At 44.6% G+C, this 25,667-nt stretch carries 28 protein-coding genes; 12 read left to right on the top strand and 16 right to left on the bottom strand.

Going from position 1 to position 25,667, the window contains the following annotated elements; all coding sequences use genetic code 11:
• The first annotated feature begins 122 nt into the window (after nt 1–122).
• The 5 genes from ACHUFN_RS17705 to ACHUFN_RS17685 all read left to right on the top strand — a co-directional run bounded on the left by ACHUFN_RS17705 (nt 123) and on the right by ACHUFN_RS17685 (nt 5,429).
• On the top strand, nt 123–1,343 hold the full coding sequence (locus tag ACHUFN_RS17705) for a pyridoxal phosphate-dependent aminotransferase (RefSeq protein ID WP_014998627.1): 1,221 nt from the start codon (nt 123–125) through the stop codon (nt 1,341–1,343).
• A 1-nt stretch (nt 1,344) separates the two neighbouring features.
• Nucleotides 1,345–1,944 carry a 5'-deoxynucleotidase gene (gene yfbR / locus ACHUFN_RS17700; RefSeq protein WP_394223979.1) on the top strand — a complete coding sequence of 200 codons (600 nt, stop codon included), beginning with the start codon at nt 1,345–1,347 and terminating at the stop codon, nt 1,942–1,944.
• 189 nt (nt 1,945–2,133) lie between these two features.
• The gene (locus tag ACHUFN_RS17695; RefSeq protein ID WP_394224047.1) at nt 2,134–3,477 is read left to right on the top strand and encodes an anti-phage deoxyguanosine triphosphatase; all 1,344 of its coding nucleotides are present in this window, start codon (nt 2,134–2,136) and stop codon (nt 3,475–3,477) included.
• Between the two features lie 142 nt (nt 3,478–3,619).
• Nucleotides 3,620–4,627, top strand: coding sequence for a protein-methionine-sulfoxide reductase catalytic subunit MsrP (msrP, locus tag ACHUFN_RS17690; protein ID WP_394223978.1), 1,008 nt, complete (start codon nt 3,620–3,622; stop codon nt 4,625–4,627).
• 127 nt (nt 4,628–4,754) lie between these two features.
• Nucleotides 4,755–5,429 carry a protein-methionine-sulfoxide reductase heme-binding subunit MsrQ gene (locus ACHUFN_RS17685; protein WP_394223977.1) on the top strand — a complete coding sequence of 225 codons (675 nt, stop codon included), beginning with the start codon at nt 4,755–4,757 and terminating at the stop codon, nt 5,427–5,429.
• A 57-nt stretch (nt 5,430–5,486) separates the two neighbouring features.
• Here ACHUFN_RS17685 and ACHUFN_RS17680 read toward each other — a convergent pair whose 3' ends face one another.
• The gene (locus tag ACHUFN_RS17680) at nt 5,487–5,885 is read right to left on the bottom strand and encodes a YqaA family protein (protein ID WP_394224045.1); all 399 of its coding nucleotides are present in this window, start codon (nt 5,883–5,885) and stop codon (nt 5,487–5,489) included.
• A gap of 330 nt (nt 5,886–6,215) precedes the next feature.
• Between ACHUFN_RS17680 and ACHUFN_RS17675 the strand changes: the two genes are divergently transcribed.
• The 4 genes from ACHUFN_RS17675 (at nt 6,216) to ACHUFN_RS17660 (ending at nt 9,840) form a co-directional block, all read left to right on the top strand.
• Nucleotides 6,216–6,626 (top strand): deoxyguanosinetriphosphate triphosphohydrolase, encoded by a 411-nt coding sequence (locus ACHUFN_RS17675; protein WP_394223976.1) that lies wholly within the window; start codon nt 6,216–6,218, stop codon nt 6,624–6,626.
• A 163-nt stretch (nt 6,627–6,789) separates the two neighbouring features.
• Nucleotides 6,790–7,293, top strand: coding sequence for a YchJ family protein (locus tag ACHUFN_RS17670; protein WP_394223975.1), 504 nt, complete (start codon nt 6,790–6,792; stop codon nt 7,291–7,293).
• A 178-nt stretch (nt 7,294–7,471) separates the two neighbouring features.
• Entirely contained in the window at nt 7,472–8,887 is a 1,416-nt protein-coding gene (locus ACHUFN_RS17665; protein ID WP_394223974.1) for an alpha-amylase family protein, read from the top strand.
• Nucleotides 8,888–9,078: 191 nt separating this feature from the next.
• Nucleotides 9,079–9,840: a DUF6174 domain-containing protein gene (locus tag ACHUFN_RS17660; RefSeq protein WP_394223973.1), complete on the top strand. Its 762-nt coding sequence runs from the start codon at nt 9,079–9,081 to the stop codon at nt 9,838–9,840.
• A gap of 230 nt (nt 9,841–10,070) precedes the next feature.
• Here the strand turns inward: ACHUFN_RS17660 and ACHUFN_RS17655 are convergent, their stop codons facing one another.
• The 7 genes from ACHUFN_RS17655 to ACHUFN_RS17625 all read right to left on the bottom strand — a co-directional run bounded on the left by ACHUFN_RS17655 (nt 10,071) and on the right by ACHUFN_RS17625 (nt 16,809).
• Entirely contained in the window at nt 10,071–11,045 is a 975-nt protein-coding gene (locus tag ACHUFN_RS17655; protein ID WP_394223972.1) for an NADPH:quinone oxidoreductase family protein, read from the bottom strand.
• 73 nt (nt 11,046–11,118) lie between these two features.
• A complete protein-coding gene (locus ACHUFN_RS17650) occupies nt 11,119–12,177 on the bottom strand; it encodes a phosphotransferase family protein (protein ID WP_394223971.1) in 1,059 nt (352 codons plus the stop codon).
• Nucleotides 12,178–12,186: 9 nt separating this feature from the next.
• The gene (locus ACHUFN_RS17645) at nt 12,187–13,437 is read right to left on the bottom strand and encodes an acyl-CoA dehydrogenase family protein (protein WP_394223970.1); all 1,251 of its coding nucleotides are present in this window, start codon (nt 13,435–13,437) and stop codon (nt 12,187–12,189) included.
• 11 nt (nt 13,438–13,448) lie between these two features.
• Nucleotides 13,449–14,135: a histidine phosphatase family protein gene (locus ACHUFN_RS17640; RefSeq protein WP_394223969.1), complete on the bottom strand. Its 687-nt coding sequence runs from the start codon at nt 14,133–14,135 to the stop codon at nt 13,449–13,451.
• 132 nt (nt 14,136–14,267) lie between these two features.
• Complete coding sequence (locus ACHUFN_RS17635) at nt 14,268–15,260, bottom strand: XdhC family protein (RefSeq protein WP_394223968.1); 993 nt, start codon at nt 15,258–15,260, stop codon at nt 14,268–14,270.
• 28 nt (nt 15,261–15,288) lie between these two features.
• Nucleotides 15,289–15,927 carry a DsbA family oxidoreductase gene (locus tag ACHUFN_RS17630; RefSeq protein WP_394223967.1) on the bottom strand — a complete coding sequence of 213 codons (639 nt, stop codon included), beginning with the start codon at nt 15,925–15,927 and terminating at the stop codon, nt 15,289–15,291.
• Nucleotides 15,928–16,056: 129 nt separating this feature from the next.
• Nucleotides 16,057–16,809 (bottom strand): SGNH/GDSL hydrolase family protein, encoded by a 753-nt coding sequence (locus tag ACHUFN_RS17625; protein ID WP_394223966.1) that lies wholly within the window; start codon nt 16,807–16,809, stop codon nt 16,057–16,059.
• A 148-nt stretch (nt 16,810–16,957) separates the two neighbouring features.
• On the opposite strand from ACHUFN_RS17625, the gene hemN reads away from it, so the two are divergent.
• Nucleotides 16,958–18,349: an oxygen-independent coproporphyrinogen III oxidase gene (gene hemN, locus ACHUFN_RS17620; RefSeq protein ID WP_394224043.1), complete on the top strand. Its 1,392-nt coding sequence runs from the start codon at nt 16,958–16,960 to the stop codon at nt 18,347–18,349.
• On the opposite strand, the gene ACHUFN_RS17615 is transcribed toward hemN, so the two are convergent.
• The 7 genes from ACHUFN_RS17615 to moaB are packed head-to-tail and all read right to left on the bottom strand — an operon-like array spanning nt 18,336 to nt 23,016.
• Nucleotides 18,336–19,469 (bottom strand): ATP-binding cassette domain-containing protein, encoded by a 1,134-nt coding sequence (locus tag ACHUFN_RS17615; RefSeq protein WP_394223965.1) that lies wholly within the window; start codon nt 19,467–19,469, stop codon nt 18,336–18,338. The two genes, hemN and ACHUFN_RS17615, sit on opposite strands and share 14 nt — an antisense overlap.
• 1 nt (nt 19,470) lies before the next feature.
• Nucleotides 19,471–20,172 carry a molybdate ABC transporter permease subunit gene (modB, locus tag ACHUFN_RS17610; protein WP_394223964.1) on the bottom strand — a complete coding sequence of 234 codons (702 nt, stop codon included), beginning with the start codon at nt 20,170–20,172 and terminating at the stop codon, nt 19,471–19,473.
• A complete protein-coding gene (gene modA / locus ACHUFN_RS17605) occupies nt 20,169–21,284 on the bottom strand; it encodes a molybdate ABC transporter substrate-binding protein (protein WP_394223963.1) in 1,116 nt (371 codons plus the stop codon). Before modA ends, modB begins: the two co-directional genes overlap by 4 nt.
• On the bottom strand, nt 21,266–21,739 hold the full coding sequence (locus tag ACHUFN_RS17600) for a molybdenum cofactor biosynthesis protein MoaE (protein WP_394223962.1): 474 nt from the start codon (nt 21,737–21,739) through the stop codon (nt 21,266–21,268). The genes modA and ACHUFN_RS17600 overlap by 19 nt, the downstream gene beginning before the upstream one ends.
• A 2-nt stretch (nt 21,740–21,741) precedes the next feature.
• On the bottom strand, nt 21,742–21,990 hold the full coding sequence (locus tag ACHUFN_RS17595) for a MoaD/ThiS family protein (protein WP_394223961.1): 249 nt from the start codon (nt 21,988–21,990) through the stop codon (nt 21,742–21,744).
• Between the two features lie 34 nt (nt 21,991–22,024).
• Entirely contained in the window at nt 22,025–22,513 is a 489-nt protein-coding gene (gene moaC / locus ACHUFN_RS17590) for a cyclic pyranopterin monophosphate synthase MoaC (protein WP_394223960.1), read from the bottom strand.
• Nucleotides 22,510–23,016, bottom strand: a complete 507-nt coding sequence (gene moaB / locus ACHUFN_RS17585) for a molybdenum cofactor biosynthesis protein B (protein ID WP_394223959.1) — start codon at nt 23,014–23,016, stop codon at nt 22,510–22,512. Before moaB ends, moaC begins: the two co-directional genes overlap by 4 nt.
• A 124-nt stretch (nt 23,017–23,140) precedes the next feature.
• On the opposite strand from moaB, the gene ACHUFN_RS17580 reads away from it, so the two are divergent.
• The gene (locus tag ACHUFN_RS17580; RefSeq protein WP_394223958.1) at nt 23,141–23,911 is read left to right on the top strand and encodes a HesA/MoeB/ThiF family protein; all 771 of its coding nucleotides are present in this window, start codon (nt 23,141–23,143) and stop codon (nt 23,909–23,911) included.
• 110 nt (nt 23,912–24,021) lie between these two features.
• Here the strand turns inward: ACHUFN_RS17580 and ACHUFN_RS17575 are convergent, their stop codons facing one another.
• Nucleotides 24,022–24,231: a hypothetical protein gene (locus ACHUFN_RS17575; RefSeq protein ID WP_394223957.1), complete on the bottom strand. Its 210-nt coding sequence runs from the start codon at nt 24,229–24,231 to the stop codon at nt 24,022–24,024.
• Between the two features lie 215 nt (nt 24,232–24,446).
• Here ACHUFN_RS17575 and ACHUFN_RS17570 point away from each other — a divergent pair, with 215 nt between their 5' ends.
• Entirely contained in the window at nt 24,447–25,565 is a 1,119-nt protein-coding gene (locus ACHUFN_RS17570; protein WP_394223955.1) for a succinylglutamate desuccinylase/aspartoacylase domain-containing protein, read from the top strand.
• Nucleotides 25,566–25,667 lie beyond the last annotated feature (102 nt).

Raw genomic sequence — 25,667 nt, 5'->3', positions numbered from 1 at the left:
TGTCTATTTATTAAACAAACAGTGAAAAAAGTGCCCTAATATGCCGAAAAACCGCAAAAAGGCCATCGCATAAGCGTTTGGATTGCGATAACCTCAGGGTATGTAAATCAACCAGATAGACCATGAAAACTGTATCTCGCTCACATAAATTAGATAACGTTTGTTACGACATCAGAGGCCCCATCGCTGCACAAGCACGAAAAATGGAAGACGAAGGTCACCGTATATTAAAACTAAATATCGGAAACCCTGCTCCATTTGGTTTTGAAGCCCCTGACGATATTGTAAAAGACGTTATTCATAACCTGCCTACGTCTCAAGGATACTCAGACTCAACAGGAATTTATGCCGCCCGCGTAGCCGTGATGCAGTACTACCAGCAGCGTAATATTAAAGATATACGTGTAGACGATGTTTATATTGGCAACGGTGTATCTGAGCTGATTATGATGGCGATGCAAGCTTTGCTTAACCATGGTGATGAAGTGCTTATTCCAAGCCCTGACTATCCGCTTTGGACTGCGGCAGTAAGCTTGTCGTCGGGCTCCCCTGTTCACTACCGCTGTGATGAACAAGCGGGTTGGTTCCCTGACATTGATGACATAAAAAGCAAGATCACTAGCAAAACACGCGCTATCGTGCTTATCAACCCCAATAACCCTACTGGTGCAGTTTACGACAAAGCCCTTTTGCAAGAGGTTGTTGAAGTAGCCCGCGAGCATGGCTTAGTCGTATTTAGCGACGAAATTTACGATAAAATTTTATACGACGAGGCAAAACACACCAGTATTGCGTCGCTGGCAGACGATGTTTTCTTTGTAACCTTTGGCGGCCTAAGCAAAAACTACCGCGTAGCTGGTTTTCGTTCAGGGTGGCTTGTGGTGAGCGGAAATAAACGATTAGCGTCTGATTATATTGAAGGGCTTAATATTCTGTCTTCCATGCGAATGTGCGCTAACGTACCTTGCCAAAGCGCCATTCAGACTGCGCTAGGCGGCTATCAGAGTATTGACGACTTGGTAAAAGAAAACGGGCGCTTACGCATACAACGCGACGTAACCACTGACATGCTAAATGGCATAGACGGCATTTCTTGCGTTAAGCCTAAAGGTGCCATGTATTGTTTTGCTAAAGTGGATGAGAAAAAATTCAACATTCAAAACGATGAACAAATGGTGCTGGACTTACTAAGTTCTGAAAAAATTCTGCTGGTACATGGGCGCGCGTTCAACCTTACTGAAGGCACGTACTTCCGATTAGTATTTTTGCCGCACAGCGATGTATTGGTGCCTGCGCTGCATCGTATTGGCAACTTCTTTAGAACCTACAAGCAAGGGGCCTAGCGTGTCTGATAAAAGTCATTTTTTTGCTCATTTAGCGCGCTTAAAGCTTATAAACCGCTGGCCGCTTATGCACAATGTGCGCACGGAAAACGTGCAAGAGCACAGCTTACAAGTGGCTATGGTGGCCCATGCACTTGCGCTTATTAAAAATAAATTTTTTGGCGGCACACTGAACCCCGACCGTATCGCTACCATGGCAATTTTTCACGATGTTTCGGAGGTGCTAACTGGCGACCTCCCTACTCCTGTGAAATACTTCAACCCGGCGATTAAAGAAGAATATAAAAAGATTGAAAAGATTGCAGAGAACAAACTGATCGAAATGGCGCCTGAGGCGTTTCGTGAAGACTATGCTGCACTTATTGACCACCACTATCACAGTGAAGAAGAAGCCTTTATCGTAAAAGCGGCCGACGTGCTGTGCGCTTATCTAAAAACGCTTGAAGAACTCGCTGCTGGTAACCAAGAATTTAAGCTTGCGAAGAAGCGGTTAGACAAAACCTTAAAAGAGTACCACTCTGAAGAAGTGGACTACTTTTTAACCCGATACGTGCCTAGCTTTTCATTGAGCCTTGATGAAATAACGTTGGATGATATGTAACGCAAGTGAATTTGGAATACTTATGGTTGCGATGTCATAAGAACACGGTAACAAAAACAGTATTTACCTGTTACAACTTGATGTTTAGAAATAAGTGTTTAGCAAAACAGATTAAACAAAGCTCTGTGAAACGGAGTGCTGTTTGATAGAGAACTAGGTATTAAACTTACAGCAAACAACGAGGTTTTCTTGGCAATTAGCGAATGGGAATTAGCATTACACGAGCGTCGTCTCCCCCGTAGCGAAACCCGTGATGGCGATCATCGAAACCCATATCAGCGCGATAAAGCCCGCGTACTACACAGTGCCGCGTTTCGCCGATTACAGGCGAAAACTCAAGTACTTGGCGTGGGGCTGAGTGATTTCTACCGCACAAGACTTACTCATTCGCTGGAAGCTGCACAAATTGGAACAGGCATTACTGCGCAGCTGTGCGGAAAGTTTCCTGATATCGCCAACACCCTAGCGTTAGACCCCACCTTAATTGAAACCTTATGTTTAGCCCACGACATTGGTCATCCGCCTTTTGGTCACGGCGGTGAGATAGCGCTTAATTATATGATGCACCAACACGGCGGTTTTGAGGGTAACGGCCAAACTTTCAGGATCATCACTCAGCTGGAGCCTTACACTGCAGAGCATGGCATGAACCTATGCAGAAGAAGCGTACTGGGCTTGATTAAGTATCCCAATTTTATTGATGCCCTTCACAGCAAAACACCAACACCAGAACGTCCGCTTTCGCTTCGACAAGTTAAAGCTCATGACTGGCATCCGCCCAAAGGATTGTTCCGCTGCGACGAGTCATTATTCGACTGGTTACTTGCGCCATTTAGCCATGAAGATAAAGACGCGTTTATGCAGTTCTCATCAAAGCCTGATGGTCATAGCAAAACACGGTTTAAGTCTTTTGACTGCTCTATTATGGAGCTGTCTGACGATATTGCTTATGGTATTCACGACTTGGAAGACGCTATTGTAATGGACATGGTCGACAAACATCACTTCATAGACGATGTCACTACCCCATTAAAAGCATTTGATGTGCCCTGGCTGTCCGACAACATAGAAACACTGACTCATAAACTGTTTAGTGCCGCTCACCATGAAAGAAAAAATGCAATTGGCGCGTTGGTTAACAGTTTTATCACTGCCATTGAGATTAAAGGCGTAGATGGATTTACCCACCCGTTACTTGCATTTAACGCAACAATGCCTGAACAGTTTGCCGAAGCGCTAGAGCTTTTTAAACGCTTTGTGTTTAACAAAGTTATTCGCCGCCCTGACGTTCAGCTTCTTGAATATAAAGGGCAGCTGGTGGTAATGGAACTGTTTGAAGCCTTTGCCTCTGATCCCGACCGCCTTCTTCCTGAAAATACACAGCTGCGATGGCGCAAAGCATGCGAAAACAACAATGGCATGCGAGTTCTTGCTGATTATATCTCTGGCATGACCGACGAGTTTGCCTCGCGCCTTTACAGCAATATATTTTCTCCAAAACAAGGTGGCATTCAAGATAGCCTTCATATGTAAACCGTATTGCTTCTACTAATTATTTTGAAATAAAAAGACCGCATGTGCGGTCTTTTTTATTACGTTGAACTTACCTGTTTCCCTCACGTAGCTAACAGTATTAGGCGAAGTAAAAGCCATTTTTCATGAATAAGGTGATGTAATGCCAAAGCCATTTAAGCCCTCAGTTAAACTGAACGACAACCATGTTACTGATGAACAGATTTATATGAACCGTAGAAGCGTCTTGAAGTCGCTTGGTTTTGTAGGGGCATCGACACTGCTAGCGAAGTCAGCCGGTGCGTCGGGGTGGTTTTGGGGAGACGATGACGAAAAAGAAGTTATTGAGAGAAAGGCCCTTGAATTTACTCAGCCCCCGAAATTCCAAATACCCGAAACCAGAACACCTGAAGATAAAGTGACCAGCTACAATAACTTCTACGAGTTTGGCACGTCTAAAGATGCACCAGCTAAAAATGCCGCCGACTTTCAAACTAACCCTTGGACATTGAAAGTAGACGGCCTTGTGAAAAATCCGCTCGAACTTGATCACGATGCACTTACTAAACGCTTCCCTCTTGAAGAGCGCATTTATCGCCTGCGCTGTGTTGAAGCATGGTCTATGGTGGTGCCTTGGATTGGTTTCGAACTTGGCGCATTGTTAAAACAAGCTGACCCTTTAATGTCTGCAAAATATGTGGCCTTTGAAACACTTTACGCCCCCAAACAAATGCCCGGGCAAAGAAATCGCCTCACAGGTGGTGGTATTGATTACCCATACGTAGAAGGGCTGCGAATTGACGAAGCAATGCACCCGTTAACGCTTATGGCGGTTGGTTTATATGGTAAAACACTTCCTCCACAAAATGGCGCCCCCATAAGGCTTGTTGTTCCGTGGAAATATGGCTTCAAGAGCATTAAGTCGGTTGTGCGTATTCGTCTTACAGATAAAAAGCCTCCCACTACATGGAACAGACTTGCTGCTAATGAATACGGTTTCTACGCCAATGTGAACCCAAATGTATCGCACCCTCGTTGGAGCCAGGCTAGCGAGCGCAGGATAACTACAGGCGGACTGCTTGCAAGGAACCGCATTGATACACAAATGTTCAACGGCTACAGCGAAGTGGCGCCTTTATACAAAGACATGAACTTAGCTCGTAACTACTGATGCCGTCTATGCTCATTATTCGCAAGCGGATATGGGCGTAACACGCAAGCTCTGTTTTTTTGCATTTAATTAGCACTGAAGAGTTCAAGCCAAGTTTTCCAACTCACCCTATTAGGTTGTTTTACTAATGCCCTTAAGAAAGAAACCACTTCGATTAGCCGTTTGGCAACGCCAAAGCCTTAAAGGAATTATTCACGTATTAGCACTGGGTTACCTTGTATGGCTGTTCTTTGCAGGTATTACCGACCAGCTAGGCCCAGACCCTGTAAACACGCTAATAAACGAAACTGGCACGTGGGCCATTCACTTTCTTTTGCTCACACTTACGCTAAGCCCGCTTGCCAAATGGCTGCCTAGCCCTGAGCCTATGCAGTTTAGACGTATGATTGGCGTTTATACCTTTGTTTACGCCTTCGCGCATTTGTTCACTTACGTATTCTTTGAGCTTCAGCTTGATATGACGTTGGTGGCGAGTGAAATAGTAAGCAGACCCTATATTATTGTTGGGATGCTGGCGCTAATACTTCTTGTAGCACTTACAGCGACATCGTTTAAGCGTATTCAGCGTAACATGGGAAGAAAGTGGCAAAAGCTTCATAACAGTATTTACATTATATTACCGTTAGCACTACTTCACTTTAGCTGGTCACAAAAGACCTTTTGGCAAGAGCCAGTATGGTACTGGATGCTTGGAATCTTACTTATGAGCCCCAGAATTAAGCGCTGGTATATTAATTCTCAGAGAGCCCGCCAAAAAAGTGCGAGCTCTAAAAAAGCTTCCGCAACAAACGTGAAAGCTTAGAAGAAACTTTCCTTAAAAACCGTTTAAAAGCAGCAAGGCTATAAAAATCGTGTTTTTCTAAGAGAGTACATAAAGCAGCGCCGTGTATCGCGCTGTTTTGCTAATGGTCACTACAAGTATAAAAAACCAAAGAGGGCTTCTAAGCACTCCAGCAACTAGCGTAATTGGGTCACCAATAACAGGAACCCAACAAAAAAATAGGCTCCACTTTCCCCACCGAGTGAACATATCGCTGGCCCGTGTAAACGCAACATCGCTCACTTTCAGTTTTTGAGTAGCAATGTCTTTTCCAAATTTATAGCCTAATACATAGTTAACTATCGAGCCCAACACGTTGCCTAACGAAGCAATAAATAGCAATAAAAAGCCATTTAAACCACTACCGAACAAAGCACTTAACACTACCTCGGAGCTAAAAGGCAAAATGGTGGCGGCCAAAAATGCCGATAGAAACATGCCTAAATAACCTAAATGTACTAGTGCGCTCAACACGCCCTCCAGTTGTATACAGCACTTTTTATACAGTACTTTGCGTTCAAAAATTTCGGCTACTTTATCTTATTTAGCCTGAAAATACTTTCCACAGAGCCCTCGAGATTAAAAATTCTTTTAATTTTTAGTGAGTTAAAAGCCAAAAACCAGTGTGTTTGAAAAAAGTACAATTAAACACTTGCTAAAGTTCAAATTTATTAATACTGTATACACATACACACTGTACAAACAAACAGTATAAGCAAATAGGTTTACATGATGAGCCTACGCGTTAAAAACATTAAGGGTAATTATATGAACACATCTTCAGTTTCACGATTCAATGCATTGCGCGCTTCGGTTTCAAATGTAGTTCAACTTCCTCTTCCCATTGAGGGGTTCCCTAGTGAAAAGCAAAGCAACGGAAAGTCAGGTAACGATAAAGGTTGGAATTACCTTCTCTCAAATACCGTGTCTTTTTCTAAATCGGTTGACCACGCCATTCGTATTCAAAAGCCTGAAAGGGAAAAAATTCCAGAATGGATCAGCAAGCTCATCACTGGCGGCCAGTGTAAGACCTTGTATGTGGAAAATATTGATTTAGACCTTCAGCCCACAGACAGCGAAATGATAAGAAAGCTTTGTGAGCTATATTCGGTTAGCTTAGTTAATGTGCGAGTTAACAATATCAATGACGTACAAAACGTTGCACTGGGCCCTTGGTAAGTCGCTTAGCATTAACGTTTTTCAACAAGCAATATTAGAACCTTTGGCAAGGACTGCCATCTACGGTTTTACTATCATCCCTTACGCTAGAAAAATTTGGGACTCTGGGCGGTTATATTTATACTAGTGCGCTTTGCTTTACTCCTAACTTACGAGTTGTCTTATGTGCTGTTACTGCTGTTCATCACTGCCTTTCAAAGAATGCTGCGAACCTTTTATCAAAGGTGATAAAAAACCTAACTCAGCTGAACAACTCATGCGCTCTCGCTTTTCAGCCTATGCCACCGAGCAATATCAGTATATTTTTGACACTTACACAAATGAAAAGCAGCAAGGTATGTCGGTTGAAGACTTAGCACAAAGTGCACAAGGCGCTACATGGTTTGCGCTTAACGTCCACCCTTCTCACGATACTTCAAGTACAACGTCTGCGTCAGGTGTTGATAACAACAGTGCAACGGTAGAATTTACTGCGTATTACTTTGAAAGAAAAAGCATGTACCAGCTTCACGAAACGTCTAATTTCAAAGTTGAAGACGGTCGTTGGCGTTATCACGACGGTACATTGCATGATGATTGCGGGAAAATAAAATACGGAAGAAACCTTCCTTGTGTTTGTGGCAGCAATAAAAAGTTTAAGCAATGCTGTGCAACCAAGGCGAGATAATCGTTACATCAAGGCTTTTGACTTCTAACGCATTTTATTGACGCTGAACGCTTCTTTTTCACCTCACCTGTCTATTAAAAGTACATTGAATACGTATGCATAATGTTTATTAATTGTAAACATAATGTAAGCATTGCGTACATCTGTTATCCACATTGCCATAAAAATAGGACTATTTATGAAGATGACGAAACACGCAACTGGCGTACTTTTCGGTATAGCGCTCAGCAGTTTTAGCTACCAGAGTTATGCCGACGTTATATTGCACGCGTTTAATTGGAAATACGATGATGTTGCAGCCAAAGCACAAGAAATTGCTGATTTAGGTTATACCAAGGTGCTTGTTTCGCCTGCATATAAGTCGACAGGCGGACAATGGTGGGCTAGGTACCAACCACAAGACTACCGTGTTATCGATAACCCATTAGGTGACACCAATGATTTTCAAGCCATGGTGAACGCGTTAAATGCAAATGGTGTTGAAACTTATGCCGACATTGTCTTCAACCATATGGCGAATGAGGCGTGGAAACGTTCCGACTTAAACTACCCTGGTAGTGAGGTATTACAGCAATACGCGTCTAATCAAGGTTACTACAACGGCATCACGCTTTTTGGTGACGTTAGCAGCAGCTTGTTCGGCGGTGGTGACTTCCACGGTACTTTCGATCAGGGCGGCCCAAAATGTATTAGTAACTATAGCGACGTTGGCGATGTGCAATACAATCGACTATGTGGCGCGCCACCTGATCCAGGCCTTCCTGACCTTGATCCAAACAATTGGGTAGTGACACAGCAGAAAGCCTACCTACAAGCATTAAAGAGTATGGGGGTTACAGGTTTTCGCGTTGATGCAGCAAAACATATGACCAACTACCATATCAACGCGGTGTTCGACAGTAATATCAAAAATGGCGTACACGTATTTGGTGAAATAATTACCACGGGCGGTGCAGGCTCTAGTGAGTACGACAATTTTCTTGCACCTTATTTGTCGGCAACAGGCCATTCGGCGTACGATTTCCCACTGTTTGCACAAATACGTAATGCATTTAGCATTGTCGGCTCTATGAATTCGTTAGTTGACCCCGGTGCATATGGACAAGCATTGTCGGGCGATAAAGCTATTACTTTTAGCATCACTCACGATATTCCGCTCAATGACGGCTTTCGCTATCAGCTACTCGACCCAACCGACGAGTATCTAGCGAATGCTTATGTATTAGGTCGCGATGGCGGAGTACCTCTACTTTACTCAGATAACAATGAAAGCGGCGACAATCGTTGGGTCGATTTGTACAAACGCAATGACATTAAAGGCATGATTAAATTCCACAACGGCGTTCAAGGTGCCGGAATGCAAGTGGTTAGTCATAATGACTGTGTCATTCTCTTCAAGCGCGATCATGAAGGTGTTGTAGGCATAAACAAATGCTCTGACGGTCAGGATATTTGGGTGAATACATCTACTGATAACTTATGGTGGTACAGAAATTACCGCGATACCTTGAGCAACGATGTGCAATACATTACCACCCAGTGGCACAAATTCTATGTACCGGGTAGAAGTGCTCGCATGTGGCTAATGGAATAGTTAACCACTTACCCCCACCACCGATATTGTTTACTTTTACACCGATTGTATTAGTATAACAACAGAACGGCTTCGTGTTTCAACCCCTTGAAACACAAAGCCGTTTTTTAGATTCACGTAACAGGGTTTATAAAGCGATTGCTGTAAGCAGCCCTGTGCCGACTCGGAAAAAATATTAAACAAGGAATGTTATGAATTACATCTTGCGATTAGCAGCAACATTTGCGGCTTCAACATTACTTTTTGGTTGTGGAAGTGACTCTGACAGCATTATCGAAGAACTCAATGCAAATCGAACAAAGTGGGAAAATGCGAATATCAACAACTACCAGTTCGAGTACCGTGCCTCTTGCTTCTGTTTGGAAGAAACTACCCTACCTCGCTTAGTGCTTGTTGAAGGTAATCAAGTTGCTTCTCAAACGATTATCGAGGGAAATGCCGGTTTACCTTTAGACACTCCAAACACAGAAACCATCACAAGTTTGTTTAATCGTATTGCACTAGAAGAGAGTCGCGCAGACGCTATCTCTGTGGAATACGATACACAGCTTGGATATCCAACTAAAATTGACCTAGATATAAACGAGCAAGTGGCCGACGACGAATATACGTTGACTGTGGGCAACGTGGTACAAGCGGACGATGTGGCCTGTTCTGCTGTGCTAGAGAATGGTCTTTTGCTTAGTGTGACCGACCAAGAAACCCAAATGCCTATTGCCTGCGGAGTCACTGTCACGGCAACAGAAGATACATTCTCTGAAACAGTTGTAAACGACGATGCCGCATGTGATGACAGCAGTAATATAGAAATGCTTGAAGAACGGCCTGGGTTTTACTCGCTAACGGTGCAAAAACAAGGTTACCAAGACTTTCAAATGGAAGATGTAGGTATTGGAAGAGATCTTTGCCACGTGCTATCACGGGAAATAAGTGTTGAGCTAGTTCCTGAATAATAAGTGCTGAAATTTAAAGCATTGCTAATAACTATATAAAAAGCCACAGCATGGCATGACCCTCAATAATTGGGTAATCCAATGTTTGAGGGTCACTTCAACAAAACACAGTGTTTTGGCTTTTCTACTATTTCAGTTTCTCAGGCGCACTACGCCGCTAATGCATTAGCTCAAGGGTACATCAGGTCAGTGGCACATGAGTTCGCCAGAGCAGTGTGGTTCTAACAAACCTACGGCACCAGCACCATTTTACCTTTCACTTCTCGGTTCATGACTTTAGCCATGGCTTTAGTTGCTTGCTCAAGCGGAAGCGCCTCGTCTACCACAACTTTCACCTTACCCTGAACATACCATGTAAGTAGCTCCTGCATGTTATCTGCGAAGCCTTTAGGGTCGTGCTGAGTAAATGAGCCCCAAAATACTCCCATTACCGAATACCCTTTTACTAGCGCTAGGTTAACTGGGAATTTAGGAATTTCCCCACCAGCAAAACCAACCACTAGCAGGCGACCTTCCCATGCCATACTGCGGCTACACGCGTGAAAAGTATCGCCGCCAACGCACTCATAAACCACGTCAACGCCCTTGCCACCCGTAACTTCTTTCAGGGTCTCTTTCAGATCTTTTTCTTTGTAGTTAATTAAAACATCTGCACCGTACTCTTTAGCCAATGCTAACTTTTCTTCTGTTGAGCACACCGCAATAACTTTGGCACCCATTATTTTGCCTATTTGCACTGCGGCAAGGCCTGTACCGCCGGCAGCGCCCGTTACAACCAGGGTTTCGCCTTCCTTAAGCTTTGCACGCTGTTTTAATGCGTGATGCGCTGTTGCATGAGCGGTTACAAGGGCTGCACCTTCGTTCACGTGTATAGGGTCGGGCAATGGCATAACATGAGTTGCAGGAATCAGCGCTTTTTCTGCGTAACCGCCTAAGTTAGAAAGCGCAATAACACGCTGACCTTCTTTTAAATGGCTAACGCCCTCACCTACCTCAACGATTGTGCCTGCAACTTCATTTCCAGGAACAAATGGAAAGTCTGGCTGCATTTGATATAGACCTTGCACTAAAAGCCCGTCAGGAAAGTTCACCCCCGCGGCTTCGACATTCACGACAACATGGCCTTTTTTTACTACTGGGTCTGCAACCTCTTTAAATTGAAGGTCATCAAGTGGACCAAAGGACTCACATACAATTGCTTTCATACTGTCTCCAGTTTTCTGTTTGACCTGCATGCGCTAAAAGCAAATACAAATCATTAAATGGGTAATGCTTGGTTTATTCGCTTTGGTGAATGGTTTTATTAGCAATTTGAGCAAGAGGACGCACCATTGCACCTAACTGCATTGCCTTTTCGCTTGACGCATTTCCATCGTGCGCTCGCTTGACCACACCTTGCAAAATAGCGGCTAGCCGGAAAAAGCTAAACGCAAGATAAAAGGTCCAGTTGTTAATAGCACCAATACCTCTTCGCTCACAATATTCATCTATGTATTGACGTTCACTGGGAATACCTAGCTGTTTTCTATCTAAGCCGCCCAATCCAGCAGCGTGAGCAATATCAGAAGGAAGGCGCAGCTGCATACACTGGTACGCTAAATCTGCGTAGGGGTGTCCCAGTGTTGATAGCTCCCAGTCTAGTACCGCCACCACTTTCGGCTTTTCTGTATTAGACATATCAAACATCATATTATCTAAACGAAAATCACCGTGAACGAGTGAAACTTGACCGTCGTCTTCGGGCAAATTGGCTTCTAGATATTCAATTAAGCTTTCAATTTCTTCAATGTGCTCAAGTTCAGATGCTCTATACTGCTTTGTCCATCTGCTTAACTGGCGCTCAAAATAGCTACCCGGCTTGCCGTAATCACTTAACCCCGCGCTTTCAATATTCACGCTGTGAAGCGCAGCTAAAACGCGGTTCATTTCGTCATACATCGCACCACGTGTGGCTGGCGATTCTATTTCAGGTAATGCGCTGTTCCAGAAAATTTCGCCCTCAACAAAGGCCATAATGTAGAACATGCTACCGATAATGCTTGTATCTTCACACAAATGGTACGCTTTAGGCACAGGCACGTTTGACTGCTGCAACGCATTAATAACGCGAAACTCTCTATCTACCGCATGAGCAGATTTTAATAGTTTTCCGGGAGGTTGACGGCGCAACACATATACGCCGTTAGCCGTGGTTAACTTAAACGTGGGGTTCGACTGCCCACCTGCGAATTTTTCAGCGCCTTCTACATGCCCTATGCTTGGACACGCTTCAGATAAATAAGCATTAAGCGACGCCAAGTCGATTGCATGGGGGGCTTTCGCATTGTCTTTTGACACACTCACTCCTTATGCACCTGCTTGAGGTGTTTTAGCAATGCTTTTTTCCGCGATAAGATTGCGTCCTAGCTGCATCATGTGTACTTGATCAGGGCCGTCTGCCAGCTTAATTGTGCGCGCGTAAGCATACATAGCAGACAGAACAAAATCTTGACTGGTACCCGCAGCACCATGCATTTGTATTGCTTGGTCTATAACATTACACGCCATGGTAGGCGCCACAATTTTTATGGCTGCAATCAGGTCGCGCGACACTTTATTGCCGTAACGGTCCATCTTGTCTGCGGCTTTAAGCGTTAGCAAACGGGCTTGTTCAATGTCGCAATGCATTTGAGCAATGCTCTCTCTTACAGACTGCTGTTTTGCTAACGGCTTACCAAACGCTACTCGGTTTTCAACGCGATCGCATGCCATATCAAGAGCGCGCTGTGCACAGCCAATTAAGCGCATGCAATGGTGAATACGGCCTGGGCCTAAACGCCCTTGAGCAATTTCAAAGCCTCGCCCTTCGCCTAACAGTAAGTTTTCAACGGGAACGCGTACGTTTTCAAACAATACTTCAGCATGACCTACTGGCTCATCGTAGTAGCCCATCGCCGCCATTGGCCTAACAATCGTTACGCCTTTTGTATCCATAGGGACCAAAATTTGAGATTGCTGCTGGTGACGAGGCGCATCAAAATCGGTTTTGCCCATTACCACCATAATTTTACAGTTTTCGTTCATAGCACCACTGGTGTACCACTTACGTCCGTTAATTACGTATTCATCGCCATCACGCTTTATCGAAGTTTCAATGTTGGTGGCGTCACTTGAAGCGACGGCAGGCTCAGTCATGGCAAAAGCAGAGCGTATTTCACCGTTAAGCAGTGGCTCAAGCCACTGTTTTTTCTGTGCCTCGTTACCGTACTTTGCAAGTACTTCCATATTGCCCGTATCAGGTGCACTACAGTTGAAAATTTCTGAGCTAAACAGTACACGCCCCATCTCTTCACAAAGCGGTGCATATTCAGCGTTGGTCAATCCAGCGCCATATGGCTTGTACTCTTCAGGCAAAAACAAATTCCAAAGCCCCGCTTCTTTTGCCCGCTTTTTAAGCGTTTGCATCATCTCTGGGGTTTTCCAGCGACCTTCACCGTTGGCTGCGCCATTTTCTACGGCGTGAATGTATTCCTTTTCAATTGGATACACTTCTTCTTTCATAAACGCTCTTAGCTTGTCTAAAAGTGCTTGGGTCTTTTCATTATATTCAAAGTTCATAACTGCCCCATTTAGCTGTAGGTAATGGCGTGTAACCTGTCAATCACATCCAGGTGAGGTACGCTGTTGAAGTTATTTAAGTGAACGCCTCGCGCATTAGCAAAGCATTGAGAAAAACTGGCATTGCGAATTTGTAAATTCATATTCACCACGGTAGCTGCGTCGTAGCCAAGTATGTGCTTAAGCATCATGGCAATGGCGCCACCAGAGCTCACTACTAATACCCGCTTTGCGTCGGTACTTTTAAGGTGCGTAAACATAGTGTGCACTCTGTCTTCAAACTGGCTCCACGTTTCATCAAGCAGCTCGTGAGCTAGCTCGTCTTGTGACCACGCGATCATGGCTTTTTTAAGCAGCCGATAATATTCAGACGGTGAGGCCCCTTCAGGCACTTTCGCTTCTGGATAGCGGGTAAGGTAGGCCTTTGCCACTGCCTGAAAATTGAATTCATTAAGTGAACTATTTACAGTGGCCTCGGGAAGTGAATAGTCTTTTGAGGCTATGCCTGATGCGATACCGTCTTTGGTTTCATGGTGTCTAACCATGTCGCCAGAAAAAACCGTATCGAATTGAATATTGCGATGCTTAAAATAATCACCAAGCCAGATGGCTTGTTGCCCACCTAGTTCACTGAGTTTGTCATAGTTCGCTTTGCCAAACGATGCTTGACCATGGCGTACTAAATAGATATCTGTCATGCCCCTGCCTGATGTTATTAATATGTTAACTTCCAACAGACATACTAAGGAAAACTCCGTTATAAGTTTAATTGATATTTTGAATGAGTATGCATCATGTGAAACTATGTACTAGACGCTGTTTGCAGATCTTCACGGCTGTAAATGGGTAGGCTTTGTATGAAACACCGCGTGGCACTGTGCAATGACAGACAATGCAATATGCTCGGGTAGCTCACCACCAATATCAAAACCTGCTGGACTGGCGAAGTACTGCGTAAAATCTGTATTTTTAAGCCCAGCTAAATCCAAAATTTCTTGCTTACGGTGAATAGGCCCAAGCATTGCAGTATAAGTTAACGACTGATTGCTTAGCACTTGAAGCGCTTTCGCATCTATTTCACGATGGTGAGACATAAGCACTGCGGCTTGAACATTGTGCTCGCCCATATGGAGGCGCAAACCTTCGGTAGACGGGTCTTCTATTAGGTAATTAACCTCTGGAAAATGCTCAAGTCTTGCTTGCGCTGGCCTTGGGTCCCAAAGACTGACTAAGTAACCTTGCAAGCTGGCCAATTTTGTCATGAAGGTGGCGTCATAGCCTCCGCCAATAACAAGAAGGTGTATGGGCGGCAGCATAAGCACCGATAAACAGCGAGCTCCGTCATCGTTTTTTAGAACAGCTTTACGTGGCTTTACACTCGCATCTTCGGTCTCATGGCATTCACCGCGCTTGCCATCAACATGGCATACCCATTCACAAGCCTTACCGTTTGATAACGCTTTACTCACCGCGTCGAGCGACAGGTATTGATTGCTATCATTCACAGGCACTAGCGCAAGGTGCACTACCCCGCCACAACCAACGCCTAGTTTAAACGCTATATCTTCTTCATCTTCGTCATCGTAAACCGCGGTGCGGCTGACGCCGTCTGTCATCACGCGCTGTGCTTTTTTTACCATGTCGCTTTCTAGGCACCCACCGCTCAAAATGCCCAGTTGGTGTCCGGCATCACTAAAAAGCATCATCGCACCTGCTTTTCTATAGCAAGAGCCTTCCGTTTTAAAAATAAAACCCAGCACCCATTTATGCTTGTCCTTCAGTGGAAGCCACTGTGCAAGCAAATGATTTACGTGATTGCTCATGAATACCTCAAAATTGATTTTATACAGGCTACTGCTGCGAAGCGGCTTGGCTGATAAACGCTGCTAACGTGGCAGGCTCTTGTGCGCCAGCAACACCTTGATTGCCAATAACGAAAGTAGGTACGCTTTGAATACCGCGCTGTAACCAGAGGTTTTCTTCTTCACGCACTACGTCTGCATACTTACCGCTTTTTAGTACGTCTTCAGCCTGCGTTTTTTCAAGACCCACGCTTTCAGCCAGCTCCACCAGCACGCTTAAGTCATTTACGTCTTTTCCTTCGGTGAAGTACGCTTTGAACAACCTAAGCTTCATTTCCTCTTCAAGATTATTTTCTGCAGCAAAGTGAATAAGCTGATGCGCTTTAAATGTGTTTTGCATGCGAGAGTCGTCGGTGAAGTTGAAGGCGAAGCCCAGCTCTTCGCCAGCCTCGACTAAGCGAGCCCTATTCTGTGCGCTTTGCTCTGCACTAATGCCATACTTTTGCATTATGTGCTCACGAAGGTTTTGCCCCTCTTCAGGCATATTCGGGTTTAGCTCGAACGGATGAAATTTAATGTCTACTTCAACGTTATCAAGGGTTTTAATTGCTTCTTGTAAACGCTGATACCCGACTATGCACCATGGACACACCACATCTGAAACCATATTAACCGTTACTTTTTGCATATCCATTCCCATATTAAAATTTCTATGACCAAACTCGAACAACAAAGCCCGTTGAGTTGATAATTTAATGACTGATAATCTGCTAGATGAGGTTACAAAAAGAAACTTCAACCCCGTTAACTAAAAACTCTATGATGATCTTAGCCGTTCCAGCGCAGAATGCGCCCATAGTTCATAACCCTTGGTTGAGGGATGAAAGCCATCTTCAGCCATTAAGCCACTTTGCTGAACGTCGTGTACCGTGCCTGTGACATTGAGCGCAGGAACACTTAATATTTCCGCGTTATCAATGATAGCAATACTGCGCGCTAAGGTTTTGTTTAGTAACTGTGCTCGAAAACCAAGTATTGCACGCAAAGGCTGAGGTAAGGCTGGAAAACAGTGAATAGGAGGTAGCGCTGTAAACACCACTCTTTTGCAATGAAATTTTTTGGTTAATAGCAAAGCAATATCGGTGATATTGCTTTGCCAGTGTCTTAATGACACAAATTTCGTCACGTCGTTTACACCGATAGAAACCAGTGCAGAGGTGAAACGCTGTTCGGGCAACTGATGTAGCAGGCAAAGCACATCTTCGCTTTTGTAACCTGTCTTAGCATGCAACGACACGCGGGCAGGCCCATAATGCGACAAGCGAGTATACAGTAAACCCGTTAGCGCGCCCTCTTGCGTTGTTGCACCCACTCCTGCTGCCGCTGAATCACCTACAACCAGAACATCGGTAGTAAGCCCTTGGGAACCTTTTGGTGACGTAAATACCCGGTCGCCAATAGGTTCAGGCAGCACTGCAGTTCTCCGCCGCACCCACAAAGCTTGAACCAACACAACTGGCAAAAGCAGCACAATTGCTGCGTTTAACACTAAAACCTTGAAGTAGATCAAATAACGTTCCTACCCAAATCGATACACTTACGCTCATTCATCATTTCAAACATTCTTTAACGCTTTATAACAAAAATATTTAGTAAATAAGATATCTCGAAATTTTGATGATCAATGCAGTAACCACTTAACAAAACGCAGATATATGATGACCTCAATTGCCATTAAGCCCAGCGATACCATGTCTACTATAACTAAATATGCACAACATGCACCTCGCTACACCTCTTATCCTACAGCGCTTAAGTTTGAACCACTCGATAACGATATATTGCGAACTGCCCATGTCATATCGAAAGCACCTGCGGTTAGTCTGTATGTGCATATTCCGTTTTGCAAAACGCTTTGTTATTACTGTGGCTGCAACAAGCTGGTTACTCGGCACAACGAAAAAGCAGATGAATATTTAGTTTATTTAGAAAAAGAAGTGCTAACTAAACATTACTTAGCAAAGGGAAAACAAGTGGTTTCTCTTCACTTAGGTGGTGGCTCGCCAAGCTTTCTTAGTGAGACTCAACATACCACCCTAATGTATATACTAAAAAAGCATTTTTCGTTCGATGCTAACGCCGAATTTTCCATAGAGCTTGACCCAAGAAATGTAACCAAGTCTTACCTCAAACACTTAAAATCGCTTGGCTATACTCGTGTTAGTTTTGGACTTCAAGACACCGACTACAATGTGCAAAGCACTATAAATCGTGTGCAAAGTACTTCGCATATTGCCGAGTTAGTTTTTGAAGCGCGTACACTGGGTTTTGACTCAGTAAACTTAGATTTAATTTACGGACTACCAAACCAATCGATAGATACCTTTAAATCGACCATCGCGGCAACTAAAGCCATGATGCCAAACCGCATTTCGCTTTTTAGCTACGCTCACTTACCAGAGCGCTTTGCGGCACAACGAAAATTTTCAGAAGCAACATTACCAGACAGCGAGGAAAAAGCAGCGCTTTATAAGCTGGCGGTGAAAAGTTTTACAACCGTGGGATACGAAATGATAGGCCTTGATCACTTTGCGTTAAGTAACGACTCGCTAGCAATTGCAAAAAATGAGGGGGAATTACATAGAAACTTTCAAGGGTATACCTTGCGTGGAGATACTGACCTTGTGGGTATTGGCGTTTCGGCAATAAGCACTGTTGGCAATGCATTTGCCCAAAATGAAAAAGAGTTGAAGCGGTATTACGCACGTATTGAGCAACAACTGCCGTCGGCCACCGTTGGTTTATCTTTGAGCACTGACGATCTTATACGCCGCGATGTTATCTCTAGCCTTATGTGTAATTTGACTGTCGATAAGCAAGTGATAGCAAGTAAGTATCATATTATTTTTGATGAGTATTTTGCTGAAGCCCTAGAGAACCTATTGAGCCTAGAAGAAGATGGCTTGGTTGAAGTTACACAGCACCACATTAAGGTGCCAGAGACAGCCAGAATCTATATCAGAGCAATTTGCGCTAGGTTTGACGCCTACCTAAACGTTAATGAACCAGTTAATAGCGGCGTAACCAATCGTTACTCTAAGGCAATTTAAAGCGAGCAATAACTTTCATTCCAACGTGTAGATTTAAACGGGATAACGAGAGTACGCTGATACTGGCATAAAGGCTTTGATGGCTATCGGTTAGCGCGAGCTTAAGAAGTACTTTTCCGCTCTCTATCACGCTTTGCGTTTGTGATATTTCACCCTGAGCTTTATGCTTAAGTGAATTGCCAGATGGATTTGATGGGTATCGAACGGGTTCTATGCTTGAAATAACGCAAGGCAGTGCATTTAAAATGCTCACTGTACTTGTGTTATTAAAATCGGCCGTATTAATATCAATGCTGACATCACAGGCCTTAACGGCGAAACGGACTAAGGTTTCATCGCTAGGTTTAATTGGCACATATGACATGGACTCCTGAGTAACGAACACTTCGTGACCTGCCACAGTTACTCGCTCTATAGCGCCTGCGTCTTGATTGTATTCGACATTTTCAAGCGGCGCGGCTTTTACGCCTTCAAGTACACTAGAGGGCGTTATCACCCCTTCTTTTTCGAACACTTGCGCCAATACATCGCGAGTTTTGCCGCAAACTTCTACACGACCTTGGTTAATATAAATTAACTCGTCACTGAATAACGCTAAATCATCTAAATCGTGCGAGATGACAAAACAGGAAAGCTGCCCTGATACACACAGGTCATGCAAAAACTGATAAATTTTGCGGCGTGTGAAAATGTCGATGGCGCTAAGCGATTCATCAAGTAACAGTACGTCTGGCCCGTTCACCAGCGCACGCGCTATAGCAACTCGCTGTGCTTCACCACCAGAAAGCGCCTGAACAGGTTTGTCGATTAAATGCTCGCAAAAACAACCTCGCAAACACGCTTCTATTGTTAATGCGTTAGGGCCAGCGTGACGCTGGGCAAGCGCTAGATTTCCCCGCACATTAGTGTGTGGGAACAGCATAGGCTGTTGAAACACTATCCCCACTTTTTTATGCATCCAAGGCGTTGTTACTTTTGCTGTATTTTCTACGCCAGCAAGCGCCCGAAACAAGCTACTTTTCCCGGCACCAGATGGGCCTGTAACACCAATAAAACTGCTATGCGGCTGTAATTCAATTTGCGCATCAATTCGATGTGGTAAAAGCGCAGAAATTTGCATGTTAGCGATCCTCACTTTTACGCGTTAATCCGTTGAATCGATATAGCGCAGCTAACATCACAAACGAAAACACCAATAGCGCAATAGCAAGGTTGTGGGCGCTGTCGTACTGCAGCGCTTCAACCTGTTCATACAAAGCAATAGACAATACCTGTGTTTCGCCTGGAATATTTCCGCCAATCATCAACACCACACCAAATTCACCAATGGTATGAGCAAAGCTTAAGCCTAACGCCACTACAATGGGCGCTTTGCTTAAAGGCAGCACAATTTTCATGAAAGCTTCGGTTACGGAAAAACCTAGCGTTTTAGCTACATCTAGATATCGACTATCTAATTGAGTAAACCCGCTATAAAGAGGCTGAAGAGCAAAGGGTAGCGAGTAAATAATAGAGCCAAGCACTAAGGCTTCAAAGCTAAACGCCAAACTGCTCCCAGTTAGGCTTTGCCACCCCTGCCCCAGCGTACTTTGCGGTGAGAAAGCAACAAGCAAATAAAACCCAAGTACGGTTGGCGGTAGCACCAAGGGCAGCGCCAGTACCGACATTACAAAGGGCTTTGCCTTGCTTTGCCAGTTTGCTAAAAACCACGCAAGTGGTAATGCAATAAGCAACAGCAAGCCGCCAGTAATAAACGCCAGCTTTAGCGTAAGTAAAATGGCTTGAAGCGACGACTCCCCAAAGAACTCAGTAAGCGCGCTCATTCAGTGGTGCCTGCGGTTGAAGCTGGCTGGTAACCCCATTCGGTTAAGCTCTGCTGAACATTTTTAGACATCAAGAATTGCACAAACAAACTGGCCGATGAAACGCCTTTGGCGTCGCTCAAATTAAAAGATATTGGAACTTGTGCAATTACGTGACCAGACGTCTGAACGCCGCGTTGCTCAACCAAGTCGCCTTGGGCTTCTGCTTGCACATCGAATAAATTTGGCGAAAGTGTAGCTGCGTGTTTTTGATTCACCACCAACGACTGAATAATAGTTTTGTGCAAGGATTGCGGCACAGGAATGATAGCGGTAGTTGCCATAGCACTGCTATCGATACTTTTATCGACGCTTTTATCGACACCGTTGTTGATGTTAGTCCTTTTATCATTGCCGCCACTGGCTAAATTCGCATTAGGCAGTTCTAGCGCCAGCGAATAAGCGACGAACGCCCCCTGAGCGCTGCCAGTGGTATAAAATTGCAAGGTTTGCAGCACATTCTTACCCATCACTTTGTGGGGCACTATTCGTTGCCATAGCGATAAGCTTTGAAGCGTTTGTTTTGCCGCTTCGCCATAAGGGGCAAGCTTGGGGTTCGCTATAGCTATTTTGTTGTTCGGAATTTTAGTTAACTGAGTAAGTTGTTCTGTTAAACGCGCGGTTAGCTGGGTATTTAAGTGCTCGGGCAACTCGCTCGCATAAATAAACGCCAGTTTTCCTTGGGCATAATCCACCAAGTTGTTCTTATGCACTACGTTGTTATCAACTAATGCCTGCGGTCGAGTGCGATCTGCCGATAAAAAAACATCAAACCCTGCGCCATGCTGAATTTGAGCGTACAAGGTGCCGCTTGAAGACACCGTTACCGCCACGTCTATACCGGTAAGCTGAGTAAACTGCTGGGCAATACTTTTTAAAGGTTTCGCAAAATTTGCTGCGACCGCGACGTTTATCTTTTCATCGCGCTGATAGGAAGATGACGCGCTTTGCTCATCTGCATGGCTCGCAATGCTGAAAAGAAACGTTACGCTCAAGCATACAAGGCTTAATACGTTGCGTTTATTAAAGAAACGCCTAGCGAATAACGCTACCATTACTTTTTGTGCATCCACTTTAGCGCCGCTTTATCGTCAGACGCTTTAGCAGCAACCCATTCAGATTTGTCGCCCTTAAACTCTTTTTTCCAAAGCGGTACCGACTGCTTAAGCATGTCCATTAAATAGCTGGCTGCATCGAATGCCGCTTGCCTGTGTGGTGCCGCAGCGCCTACCCATACAATGTGTTCATTGTTGTAAATGCGCCCTACTCTGTGTACCGCCCCAGCACTATTTAATGAAAAACGCTCTACCGCTTGTTCAACTAGCAACATCAGCGCTTTTTCAGTCATGCCAGGATAATGCTCTAATTCAATACCGTCTATATCACCAGCATTGTTGAAATCCCGCACTAGCCCGGTAAAGGTCACAATTGCGCCGGTATTGCCGCTGGCCTTATCGTCTGCCGACTGCTTTAATTTGGCGTAAAGTTCGCTTTGATTGAAATCGTCAGCTTGAATAAGCGCAAACATGGTTAGCCCCCAGTTACTGGTGGAAAAAGCGCAACTTCATCGCCGTCGCTAAGCACAGTGTCAGTATCACAAAGCTCTTGGTTACACGCTGTAAGCATGCTGCCCTGTAGAGCCAGCGTCCACTTTTCACTACGCGCTTTAAGTAGTGAAACCACAGTTTCAATGGTGCTGTTGTCGCCTAGGTTAAGCGTAATATTATCTTCGCCCGTAATTTCTCGAGTTTGCGCGAATGTCTTTACCGTTATCTGCATGATTTGCCTTTTGGTATGCTGTGTTTGCGTTACGCTATGCGCGTTGCTGATCAGACTGCCAGTGACCCGTTTTTCCGCCTTTTTTCTCTAGCACACGAACGCCTTCCATGTGCATGCCAGGGTCGATGGCTTTACACATATCAAATAGTGTTAATAGCGCCACATTCACGCCAGTTAAGGCTTCCATTTCAACGCCCGTTTTACCGCTTAGCTTGCAATAGCAGGTGGCTTTAATGCGGTTGTGTTCGACCTGAATGTCAAAGTTTATGTCTACCTTCGACAGTGCCAATGGGTGACAAAGCGGAATAAGATCCGCGCAGCGTTTCGCCCCTTGAATACCTGCCACACGGGCAACCGCAAATACATCACCTTTAGCAATTTTCGCTTCAGAGATTTGCTGAATAACATCTTCGCTTACGTACAAAAAACCCTCAGCAGTGGCTTCGCGTTTGGTAACGCTTTTGTCGCTAACGTCTACCATATTGGCTTCGCCACCAGCGTTTAAGTGGCTAAACGTACTCATGCTTCCACCAAATGCTTTACGAAGTTGCACGGCTTGAAGTCGGCATCTAGCTGGCTAGCAATTATTTTTTCCCAAGCTGTGCGGCACGCGCCTGTTGAACCTGGCAGGCAGAAAATAACGGTATTGTTTGCAAAACCAGCCACCGCGCGAGACTGAATGGTAGACGTACCAATTTCTTCATAACTAATGTGGCGGAATAGCTCACCAAAACCGTCGACTTCTTTGTCGAACAATACGCTAATAGCTTCTGGCGTTGAGTCGCGATGCGTAAAGCCTGTACCACCGGTAATTAATACGGCGTGAATATTCTTGTCGGCAATCCACTTCGACACCACGGCGCGCTGCTGATAAATATCATCTTTCACCAAGTCGCGATCGTAAAGGTTATGGCCAACCGAAGTAAGCGCCTCTTTCAAGTAGTCTCCTGACTTGTCGTTCTCGAGGGTGCGCGTATCTGAAATAGTAAGAACGGCAATATTAAGGGGTTGGCTAACAACTGACATATGAAATCCTAATTTGATATGCGACATTTTGGCGGTATTTGATAAAGTACCAGCCAAAATACTATTTGGTAATCACTTTATAAGGGTGCATGCCATGAATTCAACAACTAAGTTGGCATAAACTATGTCTAAAAGCCTAACTAATCAGCAGGCTATGCGTTATAACCGCCATATTGTACTTCCCAAAGTAGACCTAGATGGCCAAGAAGCACTGCTAAACGCGAATATTTGTATCATTGGTATTGGCGGCCTTGGCACCGCGGCCGCTACTAACCTTTGCGCCAGCGGCGTGGGTTCACTTACGCTTATCGATCACGACACGGTTGAAAACACCAACTTGCCAAGGCAAACCTTGTTTAGCGAACAAGATGTAGGCACAAGCAAAGTAGAAGCCGCTAAAGCAAGGCTTAACGCTGTAAATAGCGATTGCAACGTTACCATAATGGCAGAGCCCTTTTCAGCGTCTAGCGCTGACCAGCTAGCCCCTTCACTTAAGAAAGCCATTGAGCGCGCTGACGTTGTGCTAGATTGCACCGACAACACCGACTCGCGAGACTTAATAAATGTACTGTGTTTTAAACTAAACACGCCACTGGTGTCTGGCGCAGCCATTCGTTTCGAAGGCCAGCTTTTCGTGGCTATTCCCGGCGAAAGTCGATGCTACGCGTGTTTGCGAACGCTGTTTGAATCGCCCGACTTAAGCTGTGTAGAAGCTGGCATATTCTCACCTGTAGTAAATATTGTCGGCACCTACCAAGCCATGTTAGCCATGCAAGTCTTGATGGATTTCGACAACATTCCTAAAAACACCTTAATGACGTTTGACGCCTTGTCGCACGAGTGGCGCAATTGGAAGCTTCCAAAAGGCGTAGAGTGCGAGCTATGCGCTTGTTAGTTAATACAAAATAGCGATTGGTTTAAAAGATAGAGGCTGATAGTAGTTAACGCTCTCGCGTGCAAAAGCTGGCGCAAACAAGAGCTACCTCTCTCTTTCTTTATAAGCTTTTATTTATCGTTTAATACTTCTTGGCGCTCACGCTCGTAAGTATCGTAGTCTTTTTGGTACAGGGCTTCGCATTCGTCGCGTTGCGCGCCATGCAATTCGCCACATTTTTGCAAGCGATTTTCCTGTGCAGCGTTATACAACTGTTTCGACGTGCAACCTGCAGCCAAAACCAACAGCAAGCATAGCGGAATTATTTTTGTTACTTTCATCGCATTTTCACTCTCTTTTTTGTTTAGAAGCACCGACGTACATTGTTTTTTTCAGACGTCGACGCATGGAAATAGTTTCACTGAACAATAAGCAAAATGTTACGATTTGTGTCAGTAATGTAGGGCGAATAAAACGCAGAAGCTTTGCATGTGATACCCATCAATATGATGCCGCGTTTACTTTATAAAAACAGACAGAAAATAGGTTGATTTGCATGACAACCCAAGTAGTGAAAAAGCACATGGTAGTGGCGCAAAACGCGTCTGGCCGTAACATGAACGTGCCAATTTATCGTATGAAGGGCGCGCGCCCTGGCCCCACCGTGTATATTCAAAGCTCTATTCACGGCGCAGAAGTTCAAGGCAACGTAGTAATTTACCACCTCATTCAGCGCTTAAAAAATATGGATATTTGCGGTGAAATAATTCTTGTGCCCAACTGCAACCCCATTGGCACTAACATCAAGGCTGGTGAATATACGTTGGGCCGCTTTGACCCCGTAAACGGCACGAACTGGAACCGTGGTTACTTCTTTGACAAAGGCGCTGTTGAGCATTTCGCCAAAACCGTAACCCGTGAAGAGTCGGTTGAAGGCATAAAGCAACGTTTTCGTGCGCACCTTTCTAATGCTATCGACAACAAATTAGCCGAACCGTGGGGTTTAGGCTTGGCGCAGCAACTTAACTTAAAGCTACAACAAATAGCAGTGAACGCCGACTTTGTACTAGACCTTCACAACGGCCCGGTGTCTACCCGTCACGTTTATATTCCCGAGTACGCCAAAGACAGCGCCAAGCTGTTTAACATTCCCCATTGTATTTTTATACCTAACGTATTTGCAGGTGCACTAGACGAAGCCACATTCTGCCCATGGTGGACACTTCAAGAAAGCATAAAAAGCAATTTGGAGCGCGAGATTAGCTTTAATGTAGAGGCTTTCACGCTAGAAATGGGTAGCCAAGAAGTGATCGACTTTAACGAAGGTAATATAGATGCCACCAGTATTCTTAGCTACCTAAACGCCAAAGGCGTACTGCACGAATGCGATATTGAACCGAAAGCAATGCAGCGCTTAGGCGTGTATTTGGAAGACTACAAAACCCTGTACACCAATTGGGGCGGCATGGTGGAGTACATGGCAAAACCCGGTCAAACCGTGAAAAAAGGTGAACCACTAGCGCAAATTTTAAATATTGACGACTTAGACACCGACAACGGCAGCAGAACCCTAGAAGCACCTTGCGATTTAATCCCAATATTGCACTTCCCTTCAGCTTCGGTATTGAGCGGAACGCAGTTATATAAGGTGTTTACTAATTATCGGGAGTTGTAAGTTTTTGTCTTCAAATTTATACAATGTGAGTTCAAAAAAGCGAAAAACTACTATGAGTACAAGAATGTAAATGTATTCCTTTGGCATCTGTGCATAGGCTGA

It is taken from the genome of Alteromonas gracilis (genome assembly GCF_043642145.1).
GTDB lineage: Bacteria > Pseudomonadota > Gammaproteobacteria > Enterobacterales > Alteromonadaceae > Alteromonas > Alteromonas gracilis_B.
The sequence above is the reverse complement of the archived record's forward strand: the minus strand, read 5'-3'. Positions and strand labels throughout refer to the sequence as shown.

What these genes read in the sequence shown, in the direction of transcription:
- ACHUFN_RS17705 (WP_014998627.1), top strand. Translation starts at nt 123, where the DNA reads ATGAAAACTGTATCTCGCTCACATAAATTAGATAACGTTTGTTACGAC.
- msrP (WP_394223978.1), top strand. Translation starts at nt 3,620, where the DNA reads ATGCCAAAGCCATTTAAGCCCTCAGTTAAACTGAACGACAACCATGTT.
- ACHUFN_RS17685 (WP_394223977.1), top strand. Translation starts at nt 4,755, where the DNA reads ATGCCCTTAAGAAAGAAACCACTTCGATTAGCCGTTTGGCAACGCCAA.
- ACHUFN_RS17680 (WP_394224045.1), bottom strand. Translation starts at nt 5,885, where the DNA reads ATGTTTCTATCGGCATTTTTGGCCGCCACCATTTTGCCTTTTAGCTCC.
- ACHUFN_RS17675 (WP_394223976.1), top strand. Translation starts at nt 6,216, where the DNA reads ATGAACACATCTTCAGTTTCACGATTCAATGCATTGCGCGCTTCGGTT.
- ACHUFN_RS17670 (WP_394223975.1), top strand. Translation starts at nt 6,790, where the DNA reads ATGTGCTGTTACTGCTGTTCATCACTGCCTTTCAAAGAATGCTGCGAA.
- ACHUFN_RS17665 (WP_394223974.1), top strand. Translation starts at nt 7,472, where the DNA reads ATGAAGATGACGAAACACGCAACTGGCGTACTTTTCGGTATAGCGCTC.
- ACHUFN_RS17660 (WP_394223973.1), top strand. Translation starts at nt 9,079, where the DNA reads ATGAATTACATCTTGCGATTAGCAGCAACATTTGCGGCTTCAACATTA.
- ACHUFN_RS17655 (WP_394223972.1), bottom strand. Translation starts at nt 11,045, where the DNA reads ATGAAAGCAATTGTATGTGAGTCCTTTGGTCCACTTGATGACCTTCAA.
- ACHUFN_RS17645 (WP_394223970.1), bottom strand. Translation starts at nt 13,437, where the DNA reads ATGAACTTTGAATATAATGAAAAGACCCAAGCACTTTTAGACAAGCTA.
- ACHUFN_RS17640 (WP_394223969.1), bottom strand. Translation starts at nt 14,135, where the DNA reads ATGACAGATATCTATTTAGTACGCCATGGTCAAGCATCGTTTGGCAAA.
- ACHUFN_RS17635 (WP_394223968.1), bottom strand. Translation starts at nt 15,260, where the DNA reads ATGAGCAATCACGTAAATCATTTGCTTGCACAGTGGCTTCCACTGAAG.
- ACHUFN_RS17630 (WP_394223967.1), bottom strand. Translation starts at nt 15,927, where the DNA reads ATGCAAAAAGTAACGGTTAATATGGTTTCAGATGTGGTGTGTCCATGG.
- hemN (WP_394224043.1), top strand. Translation starts at nt 16,958, where the DNA reads ATGACCTCAATTGCCATTAAGCCCAGCGATACCATGTCTACTATAACT.
- ACHUFN_RS17615 (WP_394223965.1), bottom strand. Translation starts at nt 19,469, where the DNA reads ATGCAAATTTCTGCGCTTTTACCACATCGAATTGATGCGCAAATTGAA.
- modB (WP_394223964.1), bottom strand. Translation starts at nt 20,172, where the DNA reads ATGAGCGCGCTTACTGAGTTCTTTGGGGAGTCGTCGCTTCAAGCCATT.
- ACHUFN_RS17600 (WP_394223962.1), bottom strand. Translation starts at nt 21,739, where the DNA reads ATGTTTGCGCTTATTCAAGCTGACGATTTCAATCAAAGCGAACTTTAC.
- ACHUFN_RS17595 (WP_394223961.1), bottom strand. Translation starts at nt 21,990, where the DNA reads ATGCAGATAACGGTAAAGACATTCGCGCAAACTCGAGAAATTACGGGC.
- moaC (WP_394223960.1), bottom strand. Translation starts at nt 22,513, where the DNA reads ATGAGTACGTTTAGCCACTTAAACGCTGGTGGCGAAGCCAATATGGTA.
- moaB (WP_394223959.1), bottom strand. Translation starts at nt 23,016, where the DNA reads ATGTCAGTTGTTAGCCAACCCCTTAATATTGCCGTTCTTACTATTTCA.
- ACHUFN_RS17580 (WP_394223958.1), top strand. Translation starts at nt 23,141, where the DNA reads ATGTCTAAAAGCCTAACTAATCAGCAGGCTATGCGTTATAACCGCCAT.
- ACHUFN_RS17575 (WP_394223957.1), bottom strand. Translation starts at nt 24,231, where the DNA reads ATGAAAGTAACAAAAATAATTCCGCTATGCTTGCTGTTGGTTTTGGCT.
- ACHUFN_RS17570 (WP_394223955.1), top strand. Translation starts at nt 24,447, where the DNA reads ATGACAACCCAAGTAGTGAAAAAGCACATGGTAGTGGCGCAAAACGCG.